This is a genomic window from Rhizobium sp. 05N49 (assembly GCF_056396805.1).
Genome location: NZ_JBFTME010000009.1, coordinates 102779 through 120454, shown reverse-complemented (window position 1 = coordinate 120454; position 17676 = coordinate 102779). Strand labels below are relative to the sequence as shown.

Here is a 17676-nt window from a genome sequence, read left to right as displayed (position 1 = left end):
GGTCAACGAAAGAGCGAGAGGAAAAGAAGATGTCCGCTTTCAGAAAGTCGATCCACAATGGTTTCCTGGCCCGCGCCTTTGCAGCGCTTGGTGCCGCAAACGCAGTCAGCGCCGCTGTCGAAGGTGGCCGCAAGCCGCGCGCACGCGACCTGCAAGAACTCGGTATCGATCCGGTAAGTTTCGGCCGTGTCATCCGGTAAGACGTGCCGAATGCGCAGATTGAATGCCAAATCAGATATTGAATGAATGAGCCCGCAACCGATGGTCGCGGGCTTTGTTTTTTGGACTATCCGAGCCGCAGCGCCAGACCGCAGCGGCTTTTGCTTATCAGGCGTGAAGGCGCTCCCGTTCGGGCATATGCGCTTCCTTCTGTCGCTCCTGTCTGTTGTAGCGGATCGAGGACCAGAGCGAGATGCCGATGAGGGCAGCGCCGCCAAGGCCAGTGATGACCTCGGGTATGTGCGTCAAGGTCTGCACATACATGATCACCGAGAGGATCAGGATCGCGTAGAAGGCGCCGTGTTCCAGGTAGCGGTATTCGGCAAGCGTTCCCTTCTCCACCAGCATGATCGTCATCGAGCGCACATACATGGCGCCGATGCCGAGACCGATGGCGATGATGAAGAGATTCTGCGTCAGTGCGAAGGCGCCGATGACGCCATCGAAGGAGAAGCTGGCATCCAGAACTTCCAGATAGATGAAGGCGCCGAGGCCACCCTTTGCCGCTTCGCTCATCGCGCGCTGCGATGCGTCGAGGAGACCGCCGATGACTTCGACCACCAGGAAGGTCACGAGACCGTAGATGGCGCAGTAGACGAAGGTGGTCGCGTCTTCACCCTCCAGGAGAGAGGAGAAGAGCAGGATCAGCAGGAGCACGAAGGCGATCTCGATGCCCTTGATCGCGGCCGAACGCGCCATGATCCGCTCCAGTGAGCCGATCCAGTGGACTTCCTTCTCATGGTTGAAGAAGTAGGTAAGGCCGACCATCATCAGGAAGGTACCGCCGAAGGCGGCGATCGGCAGATGCGCGTCATTCATGATGCGGGCATATTCTGCCGGCTCGCGGGCCGCCAACACGAGCGCTTCCCACGGACCGATCTGGGCCGCGATGGCGACGATCGCCAACGGGAAGACGATGCGCATGCCGAAGACGGCGATGATGATGCCCCAGGTCAAGAACCTGTGCTGCCAGACCGGAGTCATTTCCTTCAGCTTGTTGGCGTTGACGATGGCATTGTCGAAGGAGAGCGAGATCTCCAGAACGGCCAGCACGCTGCAGATGAAGAAGACGGTTGCCATGCCGCCCAGCGTGCCGGTCGATTGCCAGCCGAGAAATGCGCCGAGCGCAAGGCCGAGCGCCGTGACGATGAAGGCCCAGCGGAAATAGCCGAGCGAAGACTTGTGGGATTGAGGCTGGCTCATGACTGCACCTCGCAGCCGCAAACCGTTTTTGAAGATGAGGTGAAAACAGAAAAACGCATACCGCAACGGGCATGCGCGTTTGGCATGGTGAGCTTTTTCATCGATGAAAAATCCGCCGGCTAATTTGCAGGCGGTACCGACATCACGAGAGCGCCGTAAAAACTCTCGCCAGAGGGGCCCGGCACCAGGGTTCCCCCGCAACCGATGTCTGGATGAGGTGCGGGTGCCTCACTAGGTAGTGAAGTTGCTGCCCCAGTCAAGACGTGGGCTGGGCCACGGTTACCGATTTCTTTGGAACCATGCGAGCGCTCACCCGTTAGAACCTAGCTGAGCCGACGAACGCAGCTCAGAATTCTTGAAGGAGGGCGACGATGCATAATTCGACCCATGTTCCCGACAGGCGCACGGAAGCCTCGGACCGCATCAAGCGGGCGAAACCCAATCGTATGCAGAAGGCGCAGGTTCTTCCGCCGCATCATGTGGACCTGACGCTGACGCCGGGTGTTATCCACGACATTCACGTGCCGGCGCATGTGACCGGCAGCGATCTTTCAAAGGGCGGTCCCGACATCAAAAGCGACAATGCTCATGTCGCAAAACCGGTCCGCTGAAAACCAGTTCCGCAATCCATCAAACAGGTGAGACACGAATGACGATCAATCTTGTGCCGCGCGATATTTTCATCCAGCACGAATATGAATGGCAGGCCGTGCGTGATGCGGCGGAGCGCCGGATAGATATTGGCAAGCGCGAGAGGCCATCCGTGCAGCCGAGCGGGCAAACAGCGAAGACGCCCGCAGCGGCACCTTCGGCAGCGCAGGGCTGCTGAGTCCCAGGCAGAATTTATACGAGACGCCCGGCCATCAAGCCGGGCGTTTTCGTTTCCGGCGAATTTCGGCTTGGGAAAGCGATCCGCGGCGATGCTTTGCCAACCTTTCGGAAAGGATTGCGCGGCGATAATCCGGCCCGTTCAAGGGAATCGGATCGATGGCCAAGACAGCAACACGCGGCCGCCGCAAGGCGCCGGCAAAAAGGAAGAGCAGCTCATCCTCCGGAGGCGCGATGCCCTGGCTGGTGCTCGGCATCGCCGCGGTGGGCGCCATTGCCGCCTATGACAACTGGAAGACCATCCGCCCGATGTTAGGGAAGGAACCGGCTGCCGTTATCCGCGAAGCGGCTGAAGCCAAGCCTCAGGCACCCAAGGAAGCACCGAAGCAAGTTGCCGTCGCAGCACCTGCCGCCAAGCCGCGGCGGACGAACGATCCGGTGCCGCCTGCGGCGATCCCCTCGGCTCCAGTGCCGACCGCAAAGATCGTGCCGGCCTCTATTTCCCCTGTTGCCCCGTCCTCTTCGGAAACCGCCAAGGCCGCCTTTGGATATTGCGGGCAAGGCGAGCATATCAATTGCGTCGGCGATGCCGGCACCTTCTGGTACAAGGGTGAGAAGATCATCATCGCTGATATGGTGAGCCCGGATGTCGACCGCGCTCGCTGTGAAGACGAACGGAAGATCGCCTTTGCCGCCAAATCCCGTCTGCTCGCGCTGCTGAACGCCGGTCCGTTCAACATGAATGCTGCCGGCAAGGTGGATGACCGTGGCGCGCCGCGTGTCATTTCGCGCGACGGGCGCTCCTTCGGTACGCGTCTTATCAATGAGGGCCTGGCGAGGAAGCCGGGATCTGCCTCGGGCTCCTGGTGCGCCTGAGGCCGTCAGTCCAGCGCTCTCTATTTTCCACCGTTTTTCCGTGCCGGCGCCTTGCCGTTGGTGCGGAAGCTGCCCGTGAAGGCCGAATCCTTGCTTTCCGCCGTGCACTCGATGGCCATCGGCTTGCCGGCATAAGGATTGCCGAAGGTGCAGAAGCCGGCAACCTTCACTTCACCCGTCATCTTGTTGCCGACGCCCGTGGTGACGAGGCTGAGTGGCAGGCGGGCATTGCCATTGGATGCGGGCTTGATGCCCTTGCCGTCGCCCTGGAAGCCCAACAGCTTGCCATCAGAGGTGAAGATGAAGGTGACCGTGCCGTTGACGAGCGTCACACTTGCCAGCTCTCCCTTGCAGCCCTTCGTGGCATCAAACTTGGCAACGACCAGCTTCTGGCACTTGCCGCCAAGCGCAATGACGCCGGGCGCACCCGGAAAATTGTCATCCGCCTGCGCTGCAGCGGCAAAAGTGAGGGTGGAGAAGGCGGCGATGGCAAGCGCAGATAATTTCATTTCGATTCGAACCCCGTGAACTGACGAGGCGAATCAACACCTCGGGCTCCATTATCGCGCATGGCATGGCTCTGTGTCCGAATTTGGTTTGGCGTCGAAGATGGATTTCTATCGTCTCAGCACGGATACATTTGCTCCAGTGACCTGAGCAGGACCAAGGGATAAGCCTGGAACGTCTTCTCACCGATATCCGGGTGCCGCTCCAGATATCTCTTCACGATTTCGACGTACTCGGTTTGCGAAATCGTGACGTTCCGCGGTGAGCAATATAAGGGGCTTGCCCTCAGCTGCGAGGTGGGTGTTCACCATTCGAAGTGTCAATCCCGCCCCGCCAATCAGCATCGTGACGACGCTTGTCTCCTTGCTCTCCATGAGCGCGCGGAGCGTCATGTCTTCTTTTGCGGAAGCCGGGCTCCAGCTCAACATCAGCAGCAATATCAATCCGATGAAAATTTTCATGTGCACCCCCAATGAGGGAGAGCGAAGCAACATTGCAACCGTTTGGTCAAGCCACTTTTCAGGGAAGTTTCGGCAAATGCGGCACGAACAAGCAGACACTTCGTACCGGTCTTAGAAGAGCCTGCGAAGGCCACAGCGCCAAAACTAAAAAGGCCTTTCGATTCCTCGAAAGGCCTTGCTTTTCAGCGAATTAGGATGGTGGGCGTGACAAGGATCGAACTTGTGACCCCTACGATGTCAACGTAGTGCTCTCCCGCTGAGCTACACGCCCATCCGATGTCGGCGCATAGACCACAAAACCTCCGGAGCCGTCAATAGGCTTTTTTGAAGTTTTGTGACGATCCGCCAAGACGCCTTATGCGGCAAGCATCTTGTTGACCTCTTCGACGAGGTCGCGCAGGTGGAAAGGCTTAGAAAGGACCTTCGCATCCTTGGGAGCCTTCGAATCAGGGTTCAGTGCAACGGCTGCAAAACCGGTGATGAACATCACCTTCAGGTCGGGATCGAGTTCGGTCGCGCGCCGCGCCAGTTCGATGCCATCCATTTCCGGCATGACGATATCGGTCAAGAGCAGGGAGAAGGGCTCCTCACGCAGGCGGTCATAAGCGCTAGCGCCGTTGTCGTAGGAAAGGACCTTGTAGCCGGCCTTTTCAAGCGCCTTCACCAGGAAGCGGCGCATATCATTGTCGTCTTCGGCGAGAAGTATCTTCTGAGTCATTAATCCGGACCGCTGATCACTACGTTTTTTATGGGATACCAGCCGTCTACACTATACTTCGCCCGGTAAACAACCGGTGAAATCGCCCTAGCCGCGGCCGCTATCCCTTCCATGTAGTATGGACTTAAGGGCAGGCAACTGGCAACATAGCCCTCACAGCCACTTGATGACATGGTAAAGAGGGCAGAAAGTGCCGGAAATACGCGAATACGAGCTTTTTGAAGTGCATGAGCCCGTGTCGCAGACCATCCCCTTCGTCTACAACTCCCCTCACAGCGGCCGTATTTATCCACCGGAATTCATCGCACAGTCGCGGCTGGAAGGCATCTCGATACGCCGGTCCGAAGACCATTATGTCGATGAACTGTTCGGTGCGGCCGTGGACCTCGGCGCGCCACTCCTGCTTGCGAACTTCCCGCGCGCTTATCTGGACGTCAACCGAGAGCCGTATGAGCTCGATCCGCGCATGTTCGACGGCCTGCTGCCGCCTTATGCGAATATCAATTCGCTGAGGGTTGCCGGTGGACTTGGTACCATTCCGCGCATCGTGGCCGAGAACATGGAAATCTATGCGCGCCGGCTGCCTGTGCAGGAAGGGCTGGAACGTGTCGAAAGCGTCTACAAGCCCTATCATTCGACGCTGCGGCGGCTGATTGCGCGCACGCATGTACAGTTTGGCTTTGGTGTCCTGATCGATTGCCATTCCATGCCCGGCAATGTGCGCGTTGCCGGCAGCAATGCGCGACCCGATTTCATCATAGGCGACCGCTACGGGACCAGCGCTTCGTCAGAGCTTTCGCGCACGGCGATCGGTATCCTCGAGGAAATGGGTTTTGCCGCGATCCGCAACAAACCTTATGCCGGCGGCTTCATCACCGAACATTACGGCCGCCCGTCGCGCGGGCTGCATGCGCTGCAGATCGAGGTCAATCGTTCGATCTATGTCGATGAGGTCACGCTGGAGAAGCGACCCGATTTCGACATCGTGGTGACCGCCATTACGTCGTTCATGCGGCAGATGGCCGACTACGTCGAGAAATTCTCCGGCGACCGGGCGCTTGCTGCCGAGTAATTTTCTCACTCAGGTCAAAAAAAACCGCGCCTTGTCAGCGCGGCTAAGTCTAGGGAGGAAACACCCAAGGAGGGTATTTACAGTCAGAAGACTGTAATCAGGAAACTACTGTTGCATTGCACAAATGTCAAGCATTATATTGCACTGCAAAATCTTTAGGCAGCTAAGCCAAAATTGCCCGTTTCATTTGCATTCCACTGCTTTTTCGCTATGAAAAGCGCCATTTCCCGCCAGCTAAACGGATTTCTCCATGCTTCCTGACCGTTCGTTCTTCAACCGTCTTGCCGAAGCTGCGAAGGCGGAAACCCTGCCGCGTTTTCGCTCGGGCACCAATGTCACCAACAAGCTGTCTTCCGGCTTCGACCCGGTCACCGAAGGCGACAGGGCGGCGGAAACCGCCATCCGCGCGCTGATTGAGGCGCATTTCCCCGACCACGGCATTCTGGGCGAAGAGCACGGCAATGTCGGCCTTGATCGAGAGCATGTGTGGGTGATCGACCCGATCGACGGCACGCGCGCATTCATCTCGGGCGTCCCTGTCTGGGGGACACTGATCGGCCTGCAGAAGAACGGCCGGGCTATTGCCGGCATGATCGAGCAGCCTTTCACCGGCGAACGCTATTTCGGCGACGAGAATGGTTCGACCTACAGCGGACCTGAGGGCGAGCGCCGGCTGCAGGTGCGTGATTGCGGCGCTCTTTCCAATGCCATCCTGTTCACGACATCGCCACATCTCTTCGTCGGTGAGGAGATGGACAAGTACCGCGAAATCGAAAGCAAGGTACGGCTCTTCCGCTATGGTTGCGATTGTTATGCCTATGCGCTGCTGGCGGCGGGCCATGTCGATCTTGTTGTCGAAAACAGCCTCAAGCCTTACGACGTAGGCGGCATCATTCCTGTCATCGAGGGTGCCGGCGGCATCATGACCACCTGGGATGGCGGGCGGCCGGAAAATGGCGGTTCGATCATCGCTGCCGGCAGCAGGGCGGTTTATGAAGAAGCGATCGAGATTCTGCAGCGCTAAGGCTCATGCGCCGATTGCAGCCACATCCTCGGTCGCCTCAGCATCGCTGCCTGGAATGAAGGCGTGGAGCGCTGCGAGCGCGGCGGCGCGGTACATATCTCTTTCCTGGAATACCTCGTGTCGGGCGCCATTGATCGGCACGAGTTGGCCGGCACGGAAATAGCGCGAAAGCCGTTCTTGCGCCGTATAGGGCACCAGGCCGTCGCGCGTCGGTGCGATGACGACAGAGGGGATTGTGATCGAGAAGAGATGATAGGGCTGGGTCACCCGGTCGATCGCTTTCATGCATTCGTGCATCCAGCGGGCAGTCGGCGCTCCCAGAGCAAGTTCCGGGTGAGCCCTTGCGATCGCCGCGTTTCGCTCGAAACGCGTTTCATCCGATGTCAGAGGGTTATCGGGGAACTGCAATTCTTTCATCTTGCCGAGCGGCAAGGCACCAAGGCCGATCGCGCTGAGCGTCGCCGACACCGCGCGGATCATGCCCTCGGAAGCGGCCTGGCCAATAAGGCCGAGGAAAGGGGCGGACAGCACCATGCGCTCAATACGCGTCGAAAGATAAGGTGCGGCAGAAAGCGCGATCAGTCCGCCGGTCGAATGGGCGAGCATGTAGAAGGGCAGCCTTGTATCCGGCAGCACGACTTTCTCGAGGAAGGTGTCGAGATCGCGCTCGTAGTCGGAAAAGCGGCGCAGGTGGCCGTGATTGCGCTTCTTGATCAGCCGTGGTGAGCCGCCCTGGCCGCGCAGGTCGTAGGTCGCGACCCAGAGACCCTTGGAAGTGAGGTCGCGGATCGTTTCGAAATACTTCTCGATACATTCGCTACGGCCGTGCAGAAGCACCACCGTTCCATGGGCCGCCGGTGTTTGCGACCGGAAGACGGCATAACGCAACCTATGGCCGTCGTGGGTCTCGAAGAAACCTTCGGTGCGGTTCTCCGGCGCCGGATTTTCTGGAGTTGAGTAAAGCACCTGTTCCATGGCCAGTGTTTCTTCGCGTGAGAGATTTACTAGGGGATACCGCAGGGATTGGGAAAATCAATGGCGAAATTACCGCTTAATATAAGCGAAGTATAATGGAACGAGATTTCTCCATGCGACAAGCTCGGCGAAAGCTGAGACACGCTAAAGTTAGTGCGAACGAACGATTTGTCCCGGCATGAAGCCGGTTATCCGCACGTTCATGACAGAAGATTGCGGCGCCGGGATGCCGGTCACGAATTTGGGTCTTCCACTAGTCCTGTTAATTCCGGCGCCCGCCAATCAGTCGGCTCGACCATCTGCAGCTGGATTGTCTCGATATCGATCCGCGGATCGACTTGCAGAGCTCTATGCTTGAAGAAAAGTGGCCGGCGGAGCTGAGGGAGCTCTTGGCCGGCCGAATTGAGGCTGAAGAAGAAGGGACGATACACTTCAGCCGTCGGGCCAGTATCACCCGATGCGCCTATCTCTAGTGAGAGGCGGCTGAACCTTCTCCGAACCTGCCGTTCATGCAGGGTTCACGCAGAAATCCCAGCGTTTTGAAGAGGGCTTGAAGTCCATGAAGGCCATCCCCATCTGAACTTTGCGGACGCCAGAAGGGTCCGCGCAATCGTCCCGGAGCCGCCAAGAATGGGGTTTCACGGACATGCTATCGCAACACGTCGCTTCCCTAGGAGGACATCATGCGTCACGTAGACTTCTCTCCCCTTTATCGTTCCACCGTTGGCTTCGACCGTCTGTTCACGATGCTCGACAGCCTTTCCCAGCCGGACCAGGTTCCGACCTATCCGCCTTACAATATCGAACGGACCGGTGAGAACACCTATCGCATCACCATGGCCGTTGCCGGCTTTGACGAAACCGAACTCGCCATTGAATCGCATGCCCACGCGCTCACCGTGAAGGGTGAAAAGCGCGAAGAAAATGCCGATGGCGGCGAATATCTCTACCGCGGCATTGCAAAGCGCGCTTTCGAGCGCCGCTTCCAGCTTGCCGACCATGTCGAAGTCACTGCCGCTTCGCTGAAGAACGGCCTCCTGCATATCGACCTTCTGCGCAGCATCCCGGAGGCTCTAAAGCCCCGCAAGATCGCTATTGCCGCTGAGCCGGTCGAGGCTCCGAAGTCGATCGAGGCGCAGGTCGTCAACAGCTAATCCGCTTTCAACCGGATCAGACCGAAACGGCGCCCGAAAGGGCGCCGTTTTTGTTTTGAAGCCGTCTCACCTGGTCAGGCCGGGCTTGTCGCTTCTTCCAGCTTTTTTTCTGATGTGCGGCGCGCTGCGGCAGCGGCATATTTCTGGGCGATGACGGCGCAGACCATCAGCTGGATCTGGTGAAAGAGCATCAGCGGCAGGACGATCGCGCCGATCGATTGGCCGGCAAAGATGACGTTTGCCATTGGAACACCGCTCGCAAGGCTCTTCTTCGACCCGCAGAAGGTGATGGTGATCTCGTCCGCCTTGTTGAAGCCCAACCAGCGGCTGCCATGCATGGTGATGACGAGGACGAGCGCCAGCAGCAGCATATCGGCGATGATGACGGCGGCGATATCGGCGATCGAAAAGGTGTGCCATAGGCCTTCGACGACGGCCGTCGAGAAAGCCAGGTAGACAACCATCAGGATGGAGCCGCGATCGACGGGCATTAGGATTTTCTTCTTGGAGCGGATCCACTCGCCGATCCAGGGCTGCAGGATCTGGCCGACAACGAAGGGAGCCAGCAATTGCAGCAGGATCTGTTCCAGTGCGTCGAAGGAAAAGCCGCCATGGCCGCCGACCGAGAAGAGCAGGCCGACAAGCAGCGGCGTCAAAAACATGCCGAAGATGTTCGAGGCCGACGCCGAGCAGATCGCCGCGGGGACGTTTCCGCCGGCCATCGATGTGAAGGCGATCGAGGACTGCACCGTCGACGGCAGCACGCAAAGGAAGAGGATGCCAAGATAAAGCGGCTGCGGCAGGATCGAATCCGGGATGAAGCCTATCGCCAGCCCGAAGATCGGGAAGAGGCCGAAAGTAGTCAGCAGGATCATGAGGTGCAGGCGCCAGTGCAGCAGACCGGCAACGACAACATCACGCGAGAGGCGTGCGCCGTGCAGGAAGAACAGCAGCGCGATGGCAAAATCGGTCGCTACCCCGAACCAGCCGGCAAAGGTGCCACTCGCGGGGAAGATCGACGCGAGGACGACGGTGCAAACGAGCAGGATGGTGAACGTATCGGGTAGAAAGCGCCGCATGGCTGTCTCGCCTAACTTAAAGAGTCATTGTTCTGTCGCTCATTATGATCCAGGATGCAAGGAATAACAGTTATTACAAATCTGGATCTCCCCGATGCTAGATCTCTCACAGCTACGCAGTTTCGTCACCGTCGAGCAGATGGGCAGCTTTACTCTGGCCGCCGAAAGGCTGGGGCTTGGGCAGTCGACGGTCAGCCAGCATATCCAGAGGCTGGAAACCTCACTCGGGCGCCGGCTGCTGGAGCGTGATACGCACAAGGTCGTGCTGACCGGCGATGGCGAGGCCTTGCTGACGCATGCGCGGGCGATGCTGTCGATCGAGGGGCAGGTGCAGTCGCTGTTCAAGAGCGGCAGCCTGCGTGGGCGGCTGCGGCTTGGCGTTTCCGAGGATTTTGTGACGAGCCGCTTGCCGGCGGTGCTGGAAGATTTCGTACGCTCGCATCCTTCCGTCGATATGGAACTGACGGTGGCACTTTCCGGTGTACTTTATGAAATGCAGGATGCAGGGGCGATCGATCTCGTGCTTGCCAAGCGAAGGCTCGGCGATGAGCACGGAAAGCTCGTGTACCGGGAGCCGCTGGTGTGGCTGGCGCGTGATCCAGAGCATGTGCTCGCATCCGGTCCACTGCCCTTGATCGCTTTCCCGCCGCCGAGTGTGACGCGCGCCATTGCGCTGGAAGCGCTCGGTCGGCAGGGCGTGGACTGGCGGATCGTCTGCACCTGCGGCAGCCTCAGCGGACTGACGGCAGCAGCACGCGCCGGAATGGGAGTGCTCGTGCAGCCGCGCAGCATGGCGCCCTCGGGGTTGAAGGAAATCTCGCCGGCCCGGCTGCCGGTGCTGGAGGATGTCGAGTTCGTACTGGTGCCGCGAAAGGGAGCCGATCAGGCGCTCGTGGCGGCACTTTCGGATGATATTCTAAAGAAGGTCAGAGGCTTGCGGTCGGCCTGAAGATCTTTAATCAGAAACCCCGCCGGCGACGGCGGGATTTTCCTTCTCGAATCAGGCATTTGCGAAATCAGGCCACCAGGCATTTGAGGAAGCCATCGACATCGGCTTCGGTCGTTGCAAAGCTGGTGACGAGACGGACAAGAGTTTCGCCGTCCGAAACGAGATCCGGCATCCCGGCAGGGATCGGCCACTCGTAGAATTTTGCACCCTTGCTCTCAGCCGTTTTTGCCGCCGATTTCTGAATGACCGCGAAAACTTCATTCGAGGCGGTCGGCCAGGCGAGCCGGGCCGAATTGCTGGCGCCGATGCCGGCACGCAAGCCGTCGGCCATGCCATTGGAGTGTCGGGCGAGATCAAGCCAGAGGCCGTTTTCGAAATAGGCGTCGAACTGGGCGGAGATGAAACGCGACTTGGAGAAGTGCTGGGCAGCGCGCTTGCGGATGAAATGCATTTCCTTCGCTTGTTCCGGATTGAAGAAGACGATCGCTTCCGCACACCAGCAACCATTCTTCGTGCCGCCGAAGGAGAGCATATCGACGCCGCGCTTCCAGGTCATTTCGGCAGGTGTTGCCTTCAATGCAACGAGCGCATTGGCAAAGCGCGCGCCGTCCATGTGCAGGGGTAGTCCTCGCTTCTTGGCGATCGTGGAAATCTCGCCGATTTCCGGCAGCGAATAGACGGTACCGATTTCGGTGGATTGGGTGATGGTCACAGCGGTGGCGCGGCCATGACGAAGGGCATCCTCCGGGAAGTGCGCGATCTTTGCCGAGAGCTTGGTCGGATCGATCTTGCCGGCCTCGCCGTCGACGGCCATGAGGCGGGCGGAGCCGGAGAAGAATTCTGGGGCGCCGCATTCATCCTCGATCACATGGGCTTCTGAATGGCAGAAGGTGATCCCGCCAGGGCGCTGGACGCTCGCCAGCGCCAGGGAGTTGGCAGCGGTGCCGGTCGCAACGAAGAAGACGGAAACCTCGCGCTCGAAGATTTCTGAAAAGCGGGCTTCCACTCGCTTGTCGAGATCGCTGTTGCCGTAAGCGGCGGCAAAACCGGTGGATTCGGCGAGCAGGCGTTCGGCAATGGATTTATGGGCGCCAGCCCAGTTGTCAGAAGCAAAAATCATAGAGAAAACCACTGAAAATGATGGGGCGGGAGTTTCGGGAGTGGACACTACGCCAAAGCTTGACAGGATCAAGGGCGGAAACCTAGATGCATCACAAAAATTGAACTGCGCAATCAATAAACAAAATGATAAGTTGGAAGGTAATTTTATGTCGCCATTTTGGTTGATCTGGCAATCTTCCGTCGCAAATTGACGTTTTTTTAAGATGGCGCTCTTGCGAAGAGGAATTGTTTCTGGCATTGAACGGACGAACTAGGACAGGGTTGCTGTCCTATTTTGGTCTTCACGGCCGAAGAGGCGCCCGAAAGCCCTGGAACAGACCGGCTTTCACGCTATAGTTCTTTCGAGCGCTGAGCCTTCCATATGGCGGCGCACGGAAGCGAATGGCAGGCGCGGAACGCGACGGTTTGCTTTCCCTGAAAGCAGATGTCTGCGACCGGATCTTCATGATGCAACAGCGCTGTCACGCGCCGGACCTATCTTAAAGGTGCGGTGCGCGACGAAAAGCCGCCCGCAGCCCCGCGGGCTTCGACAGGAGGAAAGACGATGACGAAGATGACGCCATCCACGCATATTGACCAGTTCGCAGCAGCAGCCGCGCGCGCAACGGCCAATACGCGTAAATCCGCCTCCGGTCTGCCGAAGAAACAGGGGCTTTACGATCCGCGCAATGAGCACGATGCCTGCGGCGTCGGCTTCGTTGCGCATATGAAAGGGCAGAAGTCGCATCAGATCGTCAAGGACGGTCTCTTCATTCTCGAGAACCTGACGCATCGCGGTGCCGTCGGCGCCGATCCGCTGATGGGCGATGGCGCCGGCATTCTGGTGCAGATTCCCGACCGCTTCTTCCGCGAGGAAATGGCCAAGCAGGGCATCACCCTGCCTAAGGCCGGCGAATATGGCGTCGGCCATATCTTCATGCCGCGCGACGAAAAGCAGATCGAACACTTCAAGAAGGTGATCAAGGACGTCACCGCCGAAGAAGGTCAGGTCCTCATCGGCTTCCGCGACGTGCCGGTCGACAATTCATCTCTGTCAAAGGCGCCGGCGATTGCAGCGACCGAGCCGCATCACGTGCAGGTCTTCATCGGCGCCGGCAAGGATGCCGCGACGAACGACGAATTCGAGCGCCGGCTCTTCACGCTTCGCAAGGTCATTTCCAATCGGATCTATGACGAGTTCGACGGTGAGGAGAGCCACTTCTATCCGGTGTCGCTGTCCAGCACGACCGTCGTCTACAAGGGCATGTTCCTGGCCTATCAGGTCGGCGCCTATTACAAGGACTTGGCGGACCCGCGTTTCGAAAGCGCGGTCGCCCTCGTGCATCAACGCTTCTCGACCAACACCTTCCCGTCGTGGAAGCTCGCGCACCCCTATCGCATGGTCGCCCATAACGGCGAAATCAACACGCTGCGCGGCAACGTCAACTGGATGGCGGCGCGTCAGGCTTCGGTCTCTTCTCCGCTTTTCGGCGAGGACATTTCCAAGCTCTGGCCGATCTCCTACGAAGGCCAGTCGGACACGGCCTGTTTCGACAACGCGCTCGAATTCCTCCTGCGCGGCGGCTATTCGCTATCGCACGCCGTCATGATGCTGATCCCCGAGGCATGGGCGGGCAATCAGTCCATGTCGCCCGAACGCAAGGCATTCTACGAGTATCATGCCGCGCTGATGGAGCCGTGGGACGGACCGGCTGCCGTTGCCTTCACCGATGGCAAGCAGATCGGTGCGACGCTCGACCGTAACGGCCTGCGTCCGGCACGCTATCTCGTCACCGATGACGACCGCGTCATCCTGGCATCGGAAGCCGGCACGCTGCCGGTTCCCGAAGAGAGCATCATCCAGAAGTGGCGCCTGCAGCCTGGCAAGATGCTGCTGATCGATATGGAAGAGGGCCGGATCATCTCCGATGACGAGGTGAAGGCGCAGCTTGCCAACGCGCATCCCTATCGCAGCTGGCTCAACCGCACGCAGCTCATTCTCGAAGACCTGAAGCCGGTCGAGCCGCGCGCGCTTCGCCGCGACGTCTCACTGCTCGATCGCCAGCAGGCCTTCGGTTACACGACCGAGGACACCAAGATCCTGATGTCGCCGATGGCGACGACGGGTCAGGAAGCGATCGGCTCGATGGGCACGGATACGCCGATCTCGGCCATGTCCGAGAAGTCGAAGCTGCTTTACACCTATTTCAAGCAGAACTTCGCGCAGGTGACGAACCCGCCGATCGACCCGATCCGCGAAGAACTGGTCATGAGCCTCGTTTCCTTCATCGGTCCGCGTCCGAACATTCTCGACCATGAAGGCATGGCGAATGCCAAGCGACTGGAAGTACGCCAGCCGATCCTGACCAATGGCGATCTCGAAAAGATCCGCTCCATCGGTCACACGGAAGACCGTTTCGACACCAAGACGCTCGACTTCACCTATGATGTAGAGCGCGGCGCCGAAGGCATGCCGGAAATGCTCGACCGTCTGTGCGAGCGTGCGGAAGCGGCTGTCAAGGGGGGCTACAACATCATCGTGCTCTCCGACCGCCAGATCGGTCCGGATCGTATCGCGATCCCGGCGCTGCTGGCGACTGCTGCCGTGCACCATCACCTGATCCGCAAGGGGCTGCGCACGTCGGTTGGTCTCGTCGTCGAGACCGGCGAGCCGCGCGAAGTGCATCATTTCTGCCTGCTGGCCGGTTACGGTGCGGAAGCGATCAACCCCTATCTCGCTTTCGACACGCTGCTCGACATGCATGCCAAGGGTGAATTCCCGAAGGAAGTCGACGCCAACGAAGTCGTCTATCGCTATATCAAGGCTGTCGGTAAGGGCATCCTGAAGGTCATGTCCAAGATGGGCATCTCGACCTATCAGTCCTATTGCGGCGGGCAGATCTTCGATGCGATCGGCCTGCAGTCGGAATTCGTCGACAAGTATTTCTTCGGTACGGCAACGACGATCGAAGGCGTCGGTCTGGAAGAAATCGCCAACGAGACGGTCATCCGCCACAAGTCTGCCTTCGGCCGCGATCCGATCCTGGCGAGCAACCTCGATATCGGCGGCGAATATGCCTACCGTATGCGCGGCGAAAGCCATGCCTGGACGCCGGATGCCGTGGCTGCCCTGCAGCATGCGGTGCGCGGCAATGCCGAGGATCGTTACCGCGAATTCTCCGAGATGGTGAACACCTCGGCACTGCGCATGAACACGATCCGCGGCCTCTTCAAGATCAAGAGCGCCGAGGCACTCGGCCGCACGCCGGTCTCGCTCGACAGCGTTGAGCCCGCGGTCGATATCGTCAAGCGCTTCTCGACGGGTGCCATGTCCTTCGGCTCGATCAGCCGCGAGGCGCATACGACGCTGGCAATCGCCATGAACCGGATCGGCGGCAAGTCGAACACCGGCGAAGGCGGTGAAGAGAGCGACCGTTACATGCCGCTGCCGAATGGTTCGTCGAACCCCGAGCGCTCGGCGATCAAGCAGATCGCCTCCGGCCGTTTCGGCGTGACGACGGAATATCTGGTCAATGCCGATGTGCTGCAGATCAAGGTTGCGCAGGGTGCCAAGCCCGGTGAAGGCGGCCAGTTGCCCGGCCACAAGGTCGATGCGGTCGTTGCCAAGACCCGTCACTCGACGCCGGGCGTCGGCCTGATTTCGCCGCCACCGCACCATGACATCTACTCGATCGAAGATCTGGCGCAGCTGATCTACGACCTGAAGAACGTCAATCCGACCTCGGATGTATCGGTCAAGCTCGTCTCGGAAGTCGGCGTCGGCACGGTTGCCGCCGGTGTTGCCAAGGCCCGTGCCGACCACATCACGGTCGCCGGTTTCGACGGCGGTACAGGTGCATCACCGCTCACTTCGCTGAAGCATGCCGGTTCGCCTTGGGAAATCGGCCTTGCCGAAACACAGCAGACTCTGGTGCTGAACGGGCTGCGCTCGCGTGTTGCCCTGCAGGTCGATGGTGGTCTGAAGACCGGCCGCGACGTCGTCGTCGGCGCGCTGCTCGGTGCCGATGAATTCGGCTTTGCGACGGCTCCGCTGATTGCTGCCGGCTGCATCATGATGCGCAAATGCCATCTCAATACCTGTCCGGTCGGCGTGGYGACGCAGGATCCCGTCCTGCGCAAGCGCTTCAAAGGCACGCCCGAGCATGTCATCAACTACTTCTTCTTCGTCGCCAACGAAGTACGCGAAATTCTCGCCTCCCTCGGCTTCACCAAGCTCGATGACATCATCGGCGCTTCGGAACTGCTCGAGAAGGATGAGATGCTGGCGCACTGGAAGGCCAAGGGGCTCGACTTCGCCAAGATCTTCCACAAGGTCGATGCACCGAAGGAAGAGACCTACTGGACAACACGCCAGAAGCACCCGATCGACGACATTCTCGACCGCAAGATGATTGCGGCCGCCGAGCCGGCACTGGCATCGAAGACGCCCGTCGCCTTCGAAGTCGATATCAAGAACGTCGACCGCTCAGCGGGTGCAATGCTCTCGGGCGAGGTCGCCAAGCGTTATAACCATCGCGGCCTGAAGGAAGATACGATCAACGTCACCCTGAAGGGTACGGCCGGACAGAGCTTCGGCGCGTTCCTGGCACGCGGCGTCACCTTCAACCTGATCGGCGACGGTAACGACTATGTCGGCAAGGGTCTCTCGGGCGGCAAGATCATTATCCGCCCGCCTGACAATTCGAGGATCGTCGCTGAAAACTCGATCATCGTCGGCAATACCGTTCTTTACGGGGCGACCGAAGGCGAGTGCTACTTCCGTGGTGTCGCGGGCGAGCGTTTCGCAGTTCGCAACTCCGGTGCGATCACCGTCGTTGAAGGCGTGGGCGACCACGGCTGCGAGTATATGACGGGTGGCGTGGTCGTCGTGCTCGGCGCAACGGGCCGCAACTTCGCGGCCGGCATGTCCGGCGGCGTGGCCTATGTTCTCGACGAGACAGGCGATTTCGCCAGCCGCTGCAACATGGCCATGGTCGAGCTCGAGCCGGTTCCGGAAGAGGATGACATGCTGGAGAAGCTGCACCATCACGGAGGCGACCTCATGCACAAGGGACGAGTCGACGTCTCTGGTGACATGACGCGCCACGACGAGGAGCGCCTCTACCAGTTGATCTCCAACCATCTGCACTATACGGGCTCCACCCGCGCCAAGGAAATCCTTGAGCACTGGGCCGACTATCGCCCGAAATTCCGCAAGGTCATGCCCGTCGAGTACCGGCGCGCCCTTGAGGAAATGGAACGCAGCCGGATGGGCATCGCTGCCGAATAATTGCACCGAACAATCCGCCACGCTCCAAAGCGCGCGTGGCGGATGACCGAAATATCTCAATGACTCAACGACGATCAGCCGCAAGCCCGAAGCTTGCGCAACCGCGTGGATGGCGACAAGGGATATGTTCTGATGACGGTCAAGACAAACAACCTGCCTCCGCGATCGAGGCTGAACAGACAACTGGCCGCGGGCGAGGCGGTCATGAGGGTAAGGGACG

The 17676-nt window shown here is 59.3% G+C and carries 16 protein-coding genes and 1 tRNA gene; 9 read left to right on the top strand and 8 right to left on the bottom strand.

The genetic code is table 11. From position 1 onward, the window contains the following. The first annotated feature begins 29 nt into the window (after window positions 1-29). A complete protein-coding gene (locus tag AC1DF8_RS19385) occupies window positions 30-200 on the top strand; it encodes a hypothetical protein (protein WP_007822797.1) in 171 nt (56 codons plus the stop codon). 127 nt (window positions 201-327) lie between these two features. Here the strand turns inward: AC1DF8_RS19385 and AC1DF8_RS19380 are convergent, their stop codons facing one another. Further along, the gene (locus tag AC1DF8_RS19380) at window positions 328-1422 is read right to left on the bottom strand and encodes a DUF475 domain-containing protein (RefSeq protein ID WP_112544167.1); all 1095 of its coding nucleotides are present in this window, start codon (window positions 1420-1422) and stop codon (window positions 328-330) included. A 371-nt stretch (window positions 1423-1793) separates the two neighbouring features. On the opposite strand from AC1DF8_RS19380, the gene AC1DF8_RS19375 reads away from it, so the two are divergent. The 3 genes from AC1DF8_RS19375 (at window position 1794) to AC1DF8_RS19365 (ending at window position 3126) form a co-directional block, all read left to right on the top strand. After that, a complete protein-coding gene (locus tag AC1DF8_RS19375) occupies window positions 1794-2033 on the top strand; it encodes a hypothetical protein (RefSeq protein ID WP_112544165.1) in 240 nt (79 codons plus the stop codon). Between the two features lie 38 nt (window positions 2034-2071). After that, the gene (locus AC1DF8_RS19370) at window positions 2072-2251 is read left to right on the top strand and encodes a hypothetical protein (RefSeq protein ID WP_113015503.1); all 180 of its coding nucleotides are present in this window, start codon (window positions 2072-2074) and stop codon (window positions 2249-2251) included. A gap of 158 nt (window positions 2252-2409) precedes the next feature. After that, on the top strand, window positions 2410-3126 hold the full coding sequence (locus AC1DF8_RS19365) for a hypothetical protein (protein WP_478154474.1): 717 nt from the start codon (window positions 2410-2412) through the stop codon (window positions 3124-3126). A 20-nt stretch (window positions 3127-3146) separates the two neighbouring features. On the opposite strand, the gene AC1DF8_RS19360 is transcribed toward AC1DF8_RS19365, so the two are convergent. The 4 genes from AC1DF8_RS19360 to cpdR1 all read right to left on the bottom strand — a co-directional run bounded on the left by AC1DF8_RS19360 (window position 3147) and on the right by cpdR1 (window position 4812). Then, window positions 3147-3635, bottom strand: a complete 489-nt coding sequence (locus AC1DF8_RS19360; RefSeq protein WP_113015505.1) for a hypothetical protein — start codon at window positions 3633-3635, stop codon at window positions 3147-3149. 180 nt (window positions 3636-3815) lie between these two features. Next, window positions 3816-4094 carry a hypothetical protein gene (locus AC1DF8_RS19355; protein WP_478154473.1) on the bottom strand — a complete coding sequence of 93 codons (279 nt, stop codon included), beginning with the start codon at window positions 4092-4094 and terminating at the stop codon, window positions 3816-3818. A gap of 196 nt (window positions 4095-4290) precedes the next feature. Then, a tRNA-Val gene (locus AC1DF8_RS19350) sits at window positions 4291-4365 on the bottom strand. Window positions 4366-4449: 84 nt separating this feature from the next. After that, on the bottom strand, window positions 4450-4812 hold the full coding sequence (gene cpdR1 / locus AC1DF8_RS19345) for a response regulator CpdR1 (protein ID WP_007527565.1): 363 nt from the start codon (window positions 4810-4812) through the stop codon (window positions 4450-4452). A 190-nt stretch (window positions 4813-5002) separates the two neighbouring features. On the opposite strand from cpdR1, the gene AC1DF8_RS19340 reads away from it, so the two are divergent. Both AC1DF8_RS19340 and hisN read left to right on the top strand, forming a co-directional pair. Continuing rightward, the gene (locus tag AC1DF8_RS19340) at window positions 5003-5884 is read left to right on the top strand and encodes an N-formylglutamate amidohydrolase (protein ID WP_112544156.1); all 882 of its coding nucleotides are present in this window, start codon (window positions 5003-5005) and stop codon (window positions 5882-5884) included. Window positions 5885-6134: 250 nt separating this feature from the next. Beyond that, the gene (hisN, locus tag AC1DF8_RS19335) at window positions 6135-6908 is read left to right on the top strand and encodes a histidinol-phosphatase (protein WP_112544154.1); all 774 of its coding nucleotides are present in this window, start codon (window positions 6135-6137) and stop codon (window positions 6906-6908) included. A 3-nt stretch (window positions 6909-6911) separates the two neighbouring features. On the opposite strand, the gene AC1DF8_RS19330 is transcribed toward hisN, so the two are convergent. Then, window positions 6912-7883, bottom strand: a complete 972-nt coding sequence (locus AC1DF8_RS19330; protein WP_113204539.1) for an alpha/beta hydrolase — start codon at window positions 7881-7883, stop codon at window positions 6912-6914. Between the two features lie 683 nt (window positions 7884-8566). On the opposite strand from AC1DF8_RS19330, the gene AC1DF8_RS19325 reads away from it, so the two are divergent. Then, window positions 8567-9037, top strand: a complete 471-nt coding sequence (locus AC1DF8_RS19325; RefSeq protein WP_112544150.1) for an Hsp20 family protein — start codon at window positions 8567-8569, stop codon at window positions 9035-9037. 74 nt (window positions 9038-9111) lie between these two features. On the opposite strand, the gene AC1DF8_RS19320 is transcribed toward AC1DF8_RS19325, so the two are convergent. Then, on the bottom strand, window positions 9112-10116 hold the full coding sequence (locus AC1DF8_RS19320; protein ID WP_183890137.1) for a bile acid:sodium symporter family protein: 1005 nt from the start codon (window positions 10114-10116) through the stop codon (window positions 9112-9114). A gap of 94 nt (window positions 10117-10210) precedes the next feature. On the opposite strand from AC1DF8_RS19320, the gene AC1DF8_RS19315 reads away from it, so the two are divergent. Beyond that, window positions 10211-11065 carry a LysR family transcriptional regulator gene (locus AC1DF8_RS19315; protein ID WP_112544146.1) on the top strand — a complete coding sequence of 285 codons (855 nt, stop codon included), beginning with the start codon at window positions 10211-10213 and terminating at the stop codon, window positions 11063-11065. Between the two features lie 67 nt (window positions 11066-11132). On the opposite strand, the gene AC1DF8_RS19310 is transcribed toward AC1DF8_RS19315, so the two are convergent. Then, entirely contained in the window at window positions 11133-12185 is a 1053-nt protein-coding gene (locus AC1DF8_RS19310) for a threonine aldolase family protein (protein ID WP_478154472.1), read from the bottom strand. Window positions 12186-12731: 546 nt separating this feature from the next. On the opposite strand from AC1DF8_RS19310, the gene gltB reads away from it, so the two are divergent. Then, on the top strand, window positions 12732-17456 hold the full coding sequence (gene gltB / locus AC1DF8_RS19305; protein WP_478154471.1) for a glutamate synthase large subunit: 4725 nt from the start codon (window positions 12732-12734) through the stop codon (window positions 17454-17456). Window positions 17457-17676: the final 220 nt, after the last annotated feature.

What these genes read in the sequence shown, in the direction of transcription:
- AC1DF8_RS19385 (WP_007822797.1), top strand. Translation starts at nt 30, where the DNA reads ATGTCCGCTTTCAGAAAGTCGATCCACAATGGTTTCCTGGCCCGCGCC.
- AC1DF8_RS19380 (WP_112544167.1), bottom strand. Translation starts at nt 1,422, where the DNA reads ATGAGCCAGCCTCAATCCCACAAGTCTTCGCTCGGCTATTTCCGCTGG.
- AC1DF8_RS19375 (WP_112544165.1), top strand. Translation starts at nt 1,794, where the DNA reads ATGCATAATTCGACCCATGTTCCCGACAGGCGCACGGAAGCCTCGGAC.
- AC1DF8_RS19370 (WP_113015503.1), top strand. Translation starts at nt 2,072, where the DNA reads ATGACGATCAATCTTGTGCCGCGCGATATTTTCATCCAGCACGAATAT.
- AC1DF8_RS19365 (WP_478154474.1), top strand. Translation starts at nt 2,410, where the DNA reads ATGGCCAAGACAGCAACACGCGGCCGCCGCAAGGCGCCGGCAAAAAGG.
- AC1DF8_RS19360 (WP_113015505.1), bottom strand. Translation starts at nt 3,635, where the DNA reads ATGAAATTATCTGCGCTTGCCATCGCCGCCTTCTCCACCCTCACTTTT.
- AC1DF8_RS19355 (WP_478154473.1), bottom strand. Translation starts at nt 4,094, where the DNA reads ATGAAAATTTTCATCGGATTGATATTGCTGCTGATGTTGAGCTGGAGC.
- cpdR1 (WP_007527565.1), bottom strand. Translation starts at nt 4,812, where the DNA reads ATGACTCAGAAGATACTTCTCGCCGAAGACGACAATGATATGCGCCGC.
- hisN (WP_112544154.1), top strand. Translation starts at nt 6,135, where the DNA reads ATGCTTCCTGACCGTTCGTTCTTCAACCGTCTTGCCGAAGCTGCGAAG.
- AC1DF8_RS19330 (WP_113204539.1), bottom strand. Translation starts at nt 7,883, where the DNA reads ATGGAACAGGTGCTTTACTCAACTCCAGAAAATCCGGCGCCGGAGAAC.
- AC1DF8_RS19325 (WP_112544150.1), top strand. Translation starts at nt 8,567, where the DNA reads ATGCGTCACGTAGACTTCTCTCCCCTTTATCGTTCCACCGTTGGCTTC.
- AC1DF8_RS19320 (WP_183890137.1), bottom strand. Translation starts at nt 10,116, where the DNA reads ATGCGGCGCTTTCTACCCGATACGTTCACCATCCTGCTCGTTTGCACC.
- AC1DF8_RS19315 (WP_112544146.1), top strand. Translation starts at nt 10,211, where the DNA reads ATGCTAGATCTCTCACAGCTACGCAGTTTCGTCACCGTCGAGCAGATG.
- AC1DF8_RS19310 (WP_478154472.1), bottom strand. Translation starts at nt 12,185, where the DNA reads ATGATTTTTGCTTCTGACAACTGGGCTGGCGCCCATAAATCCATTGCC.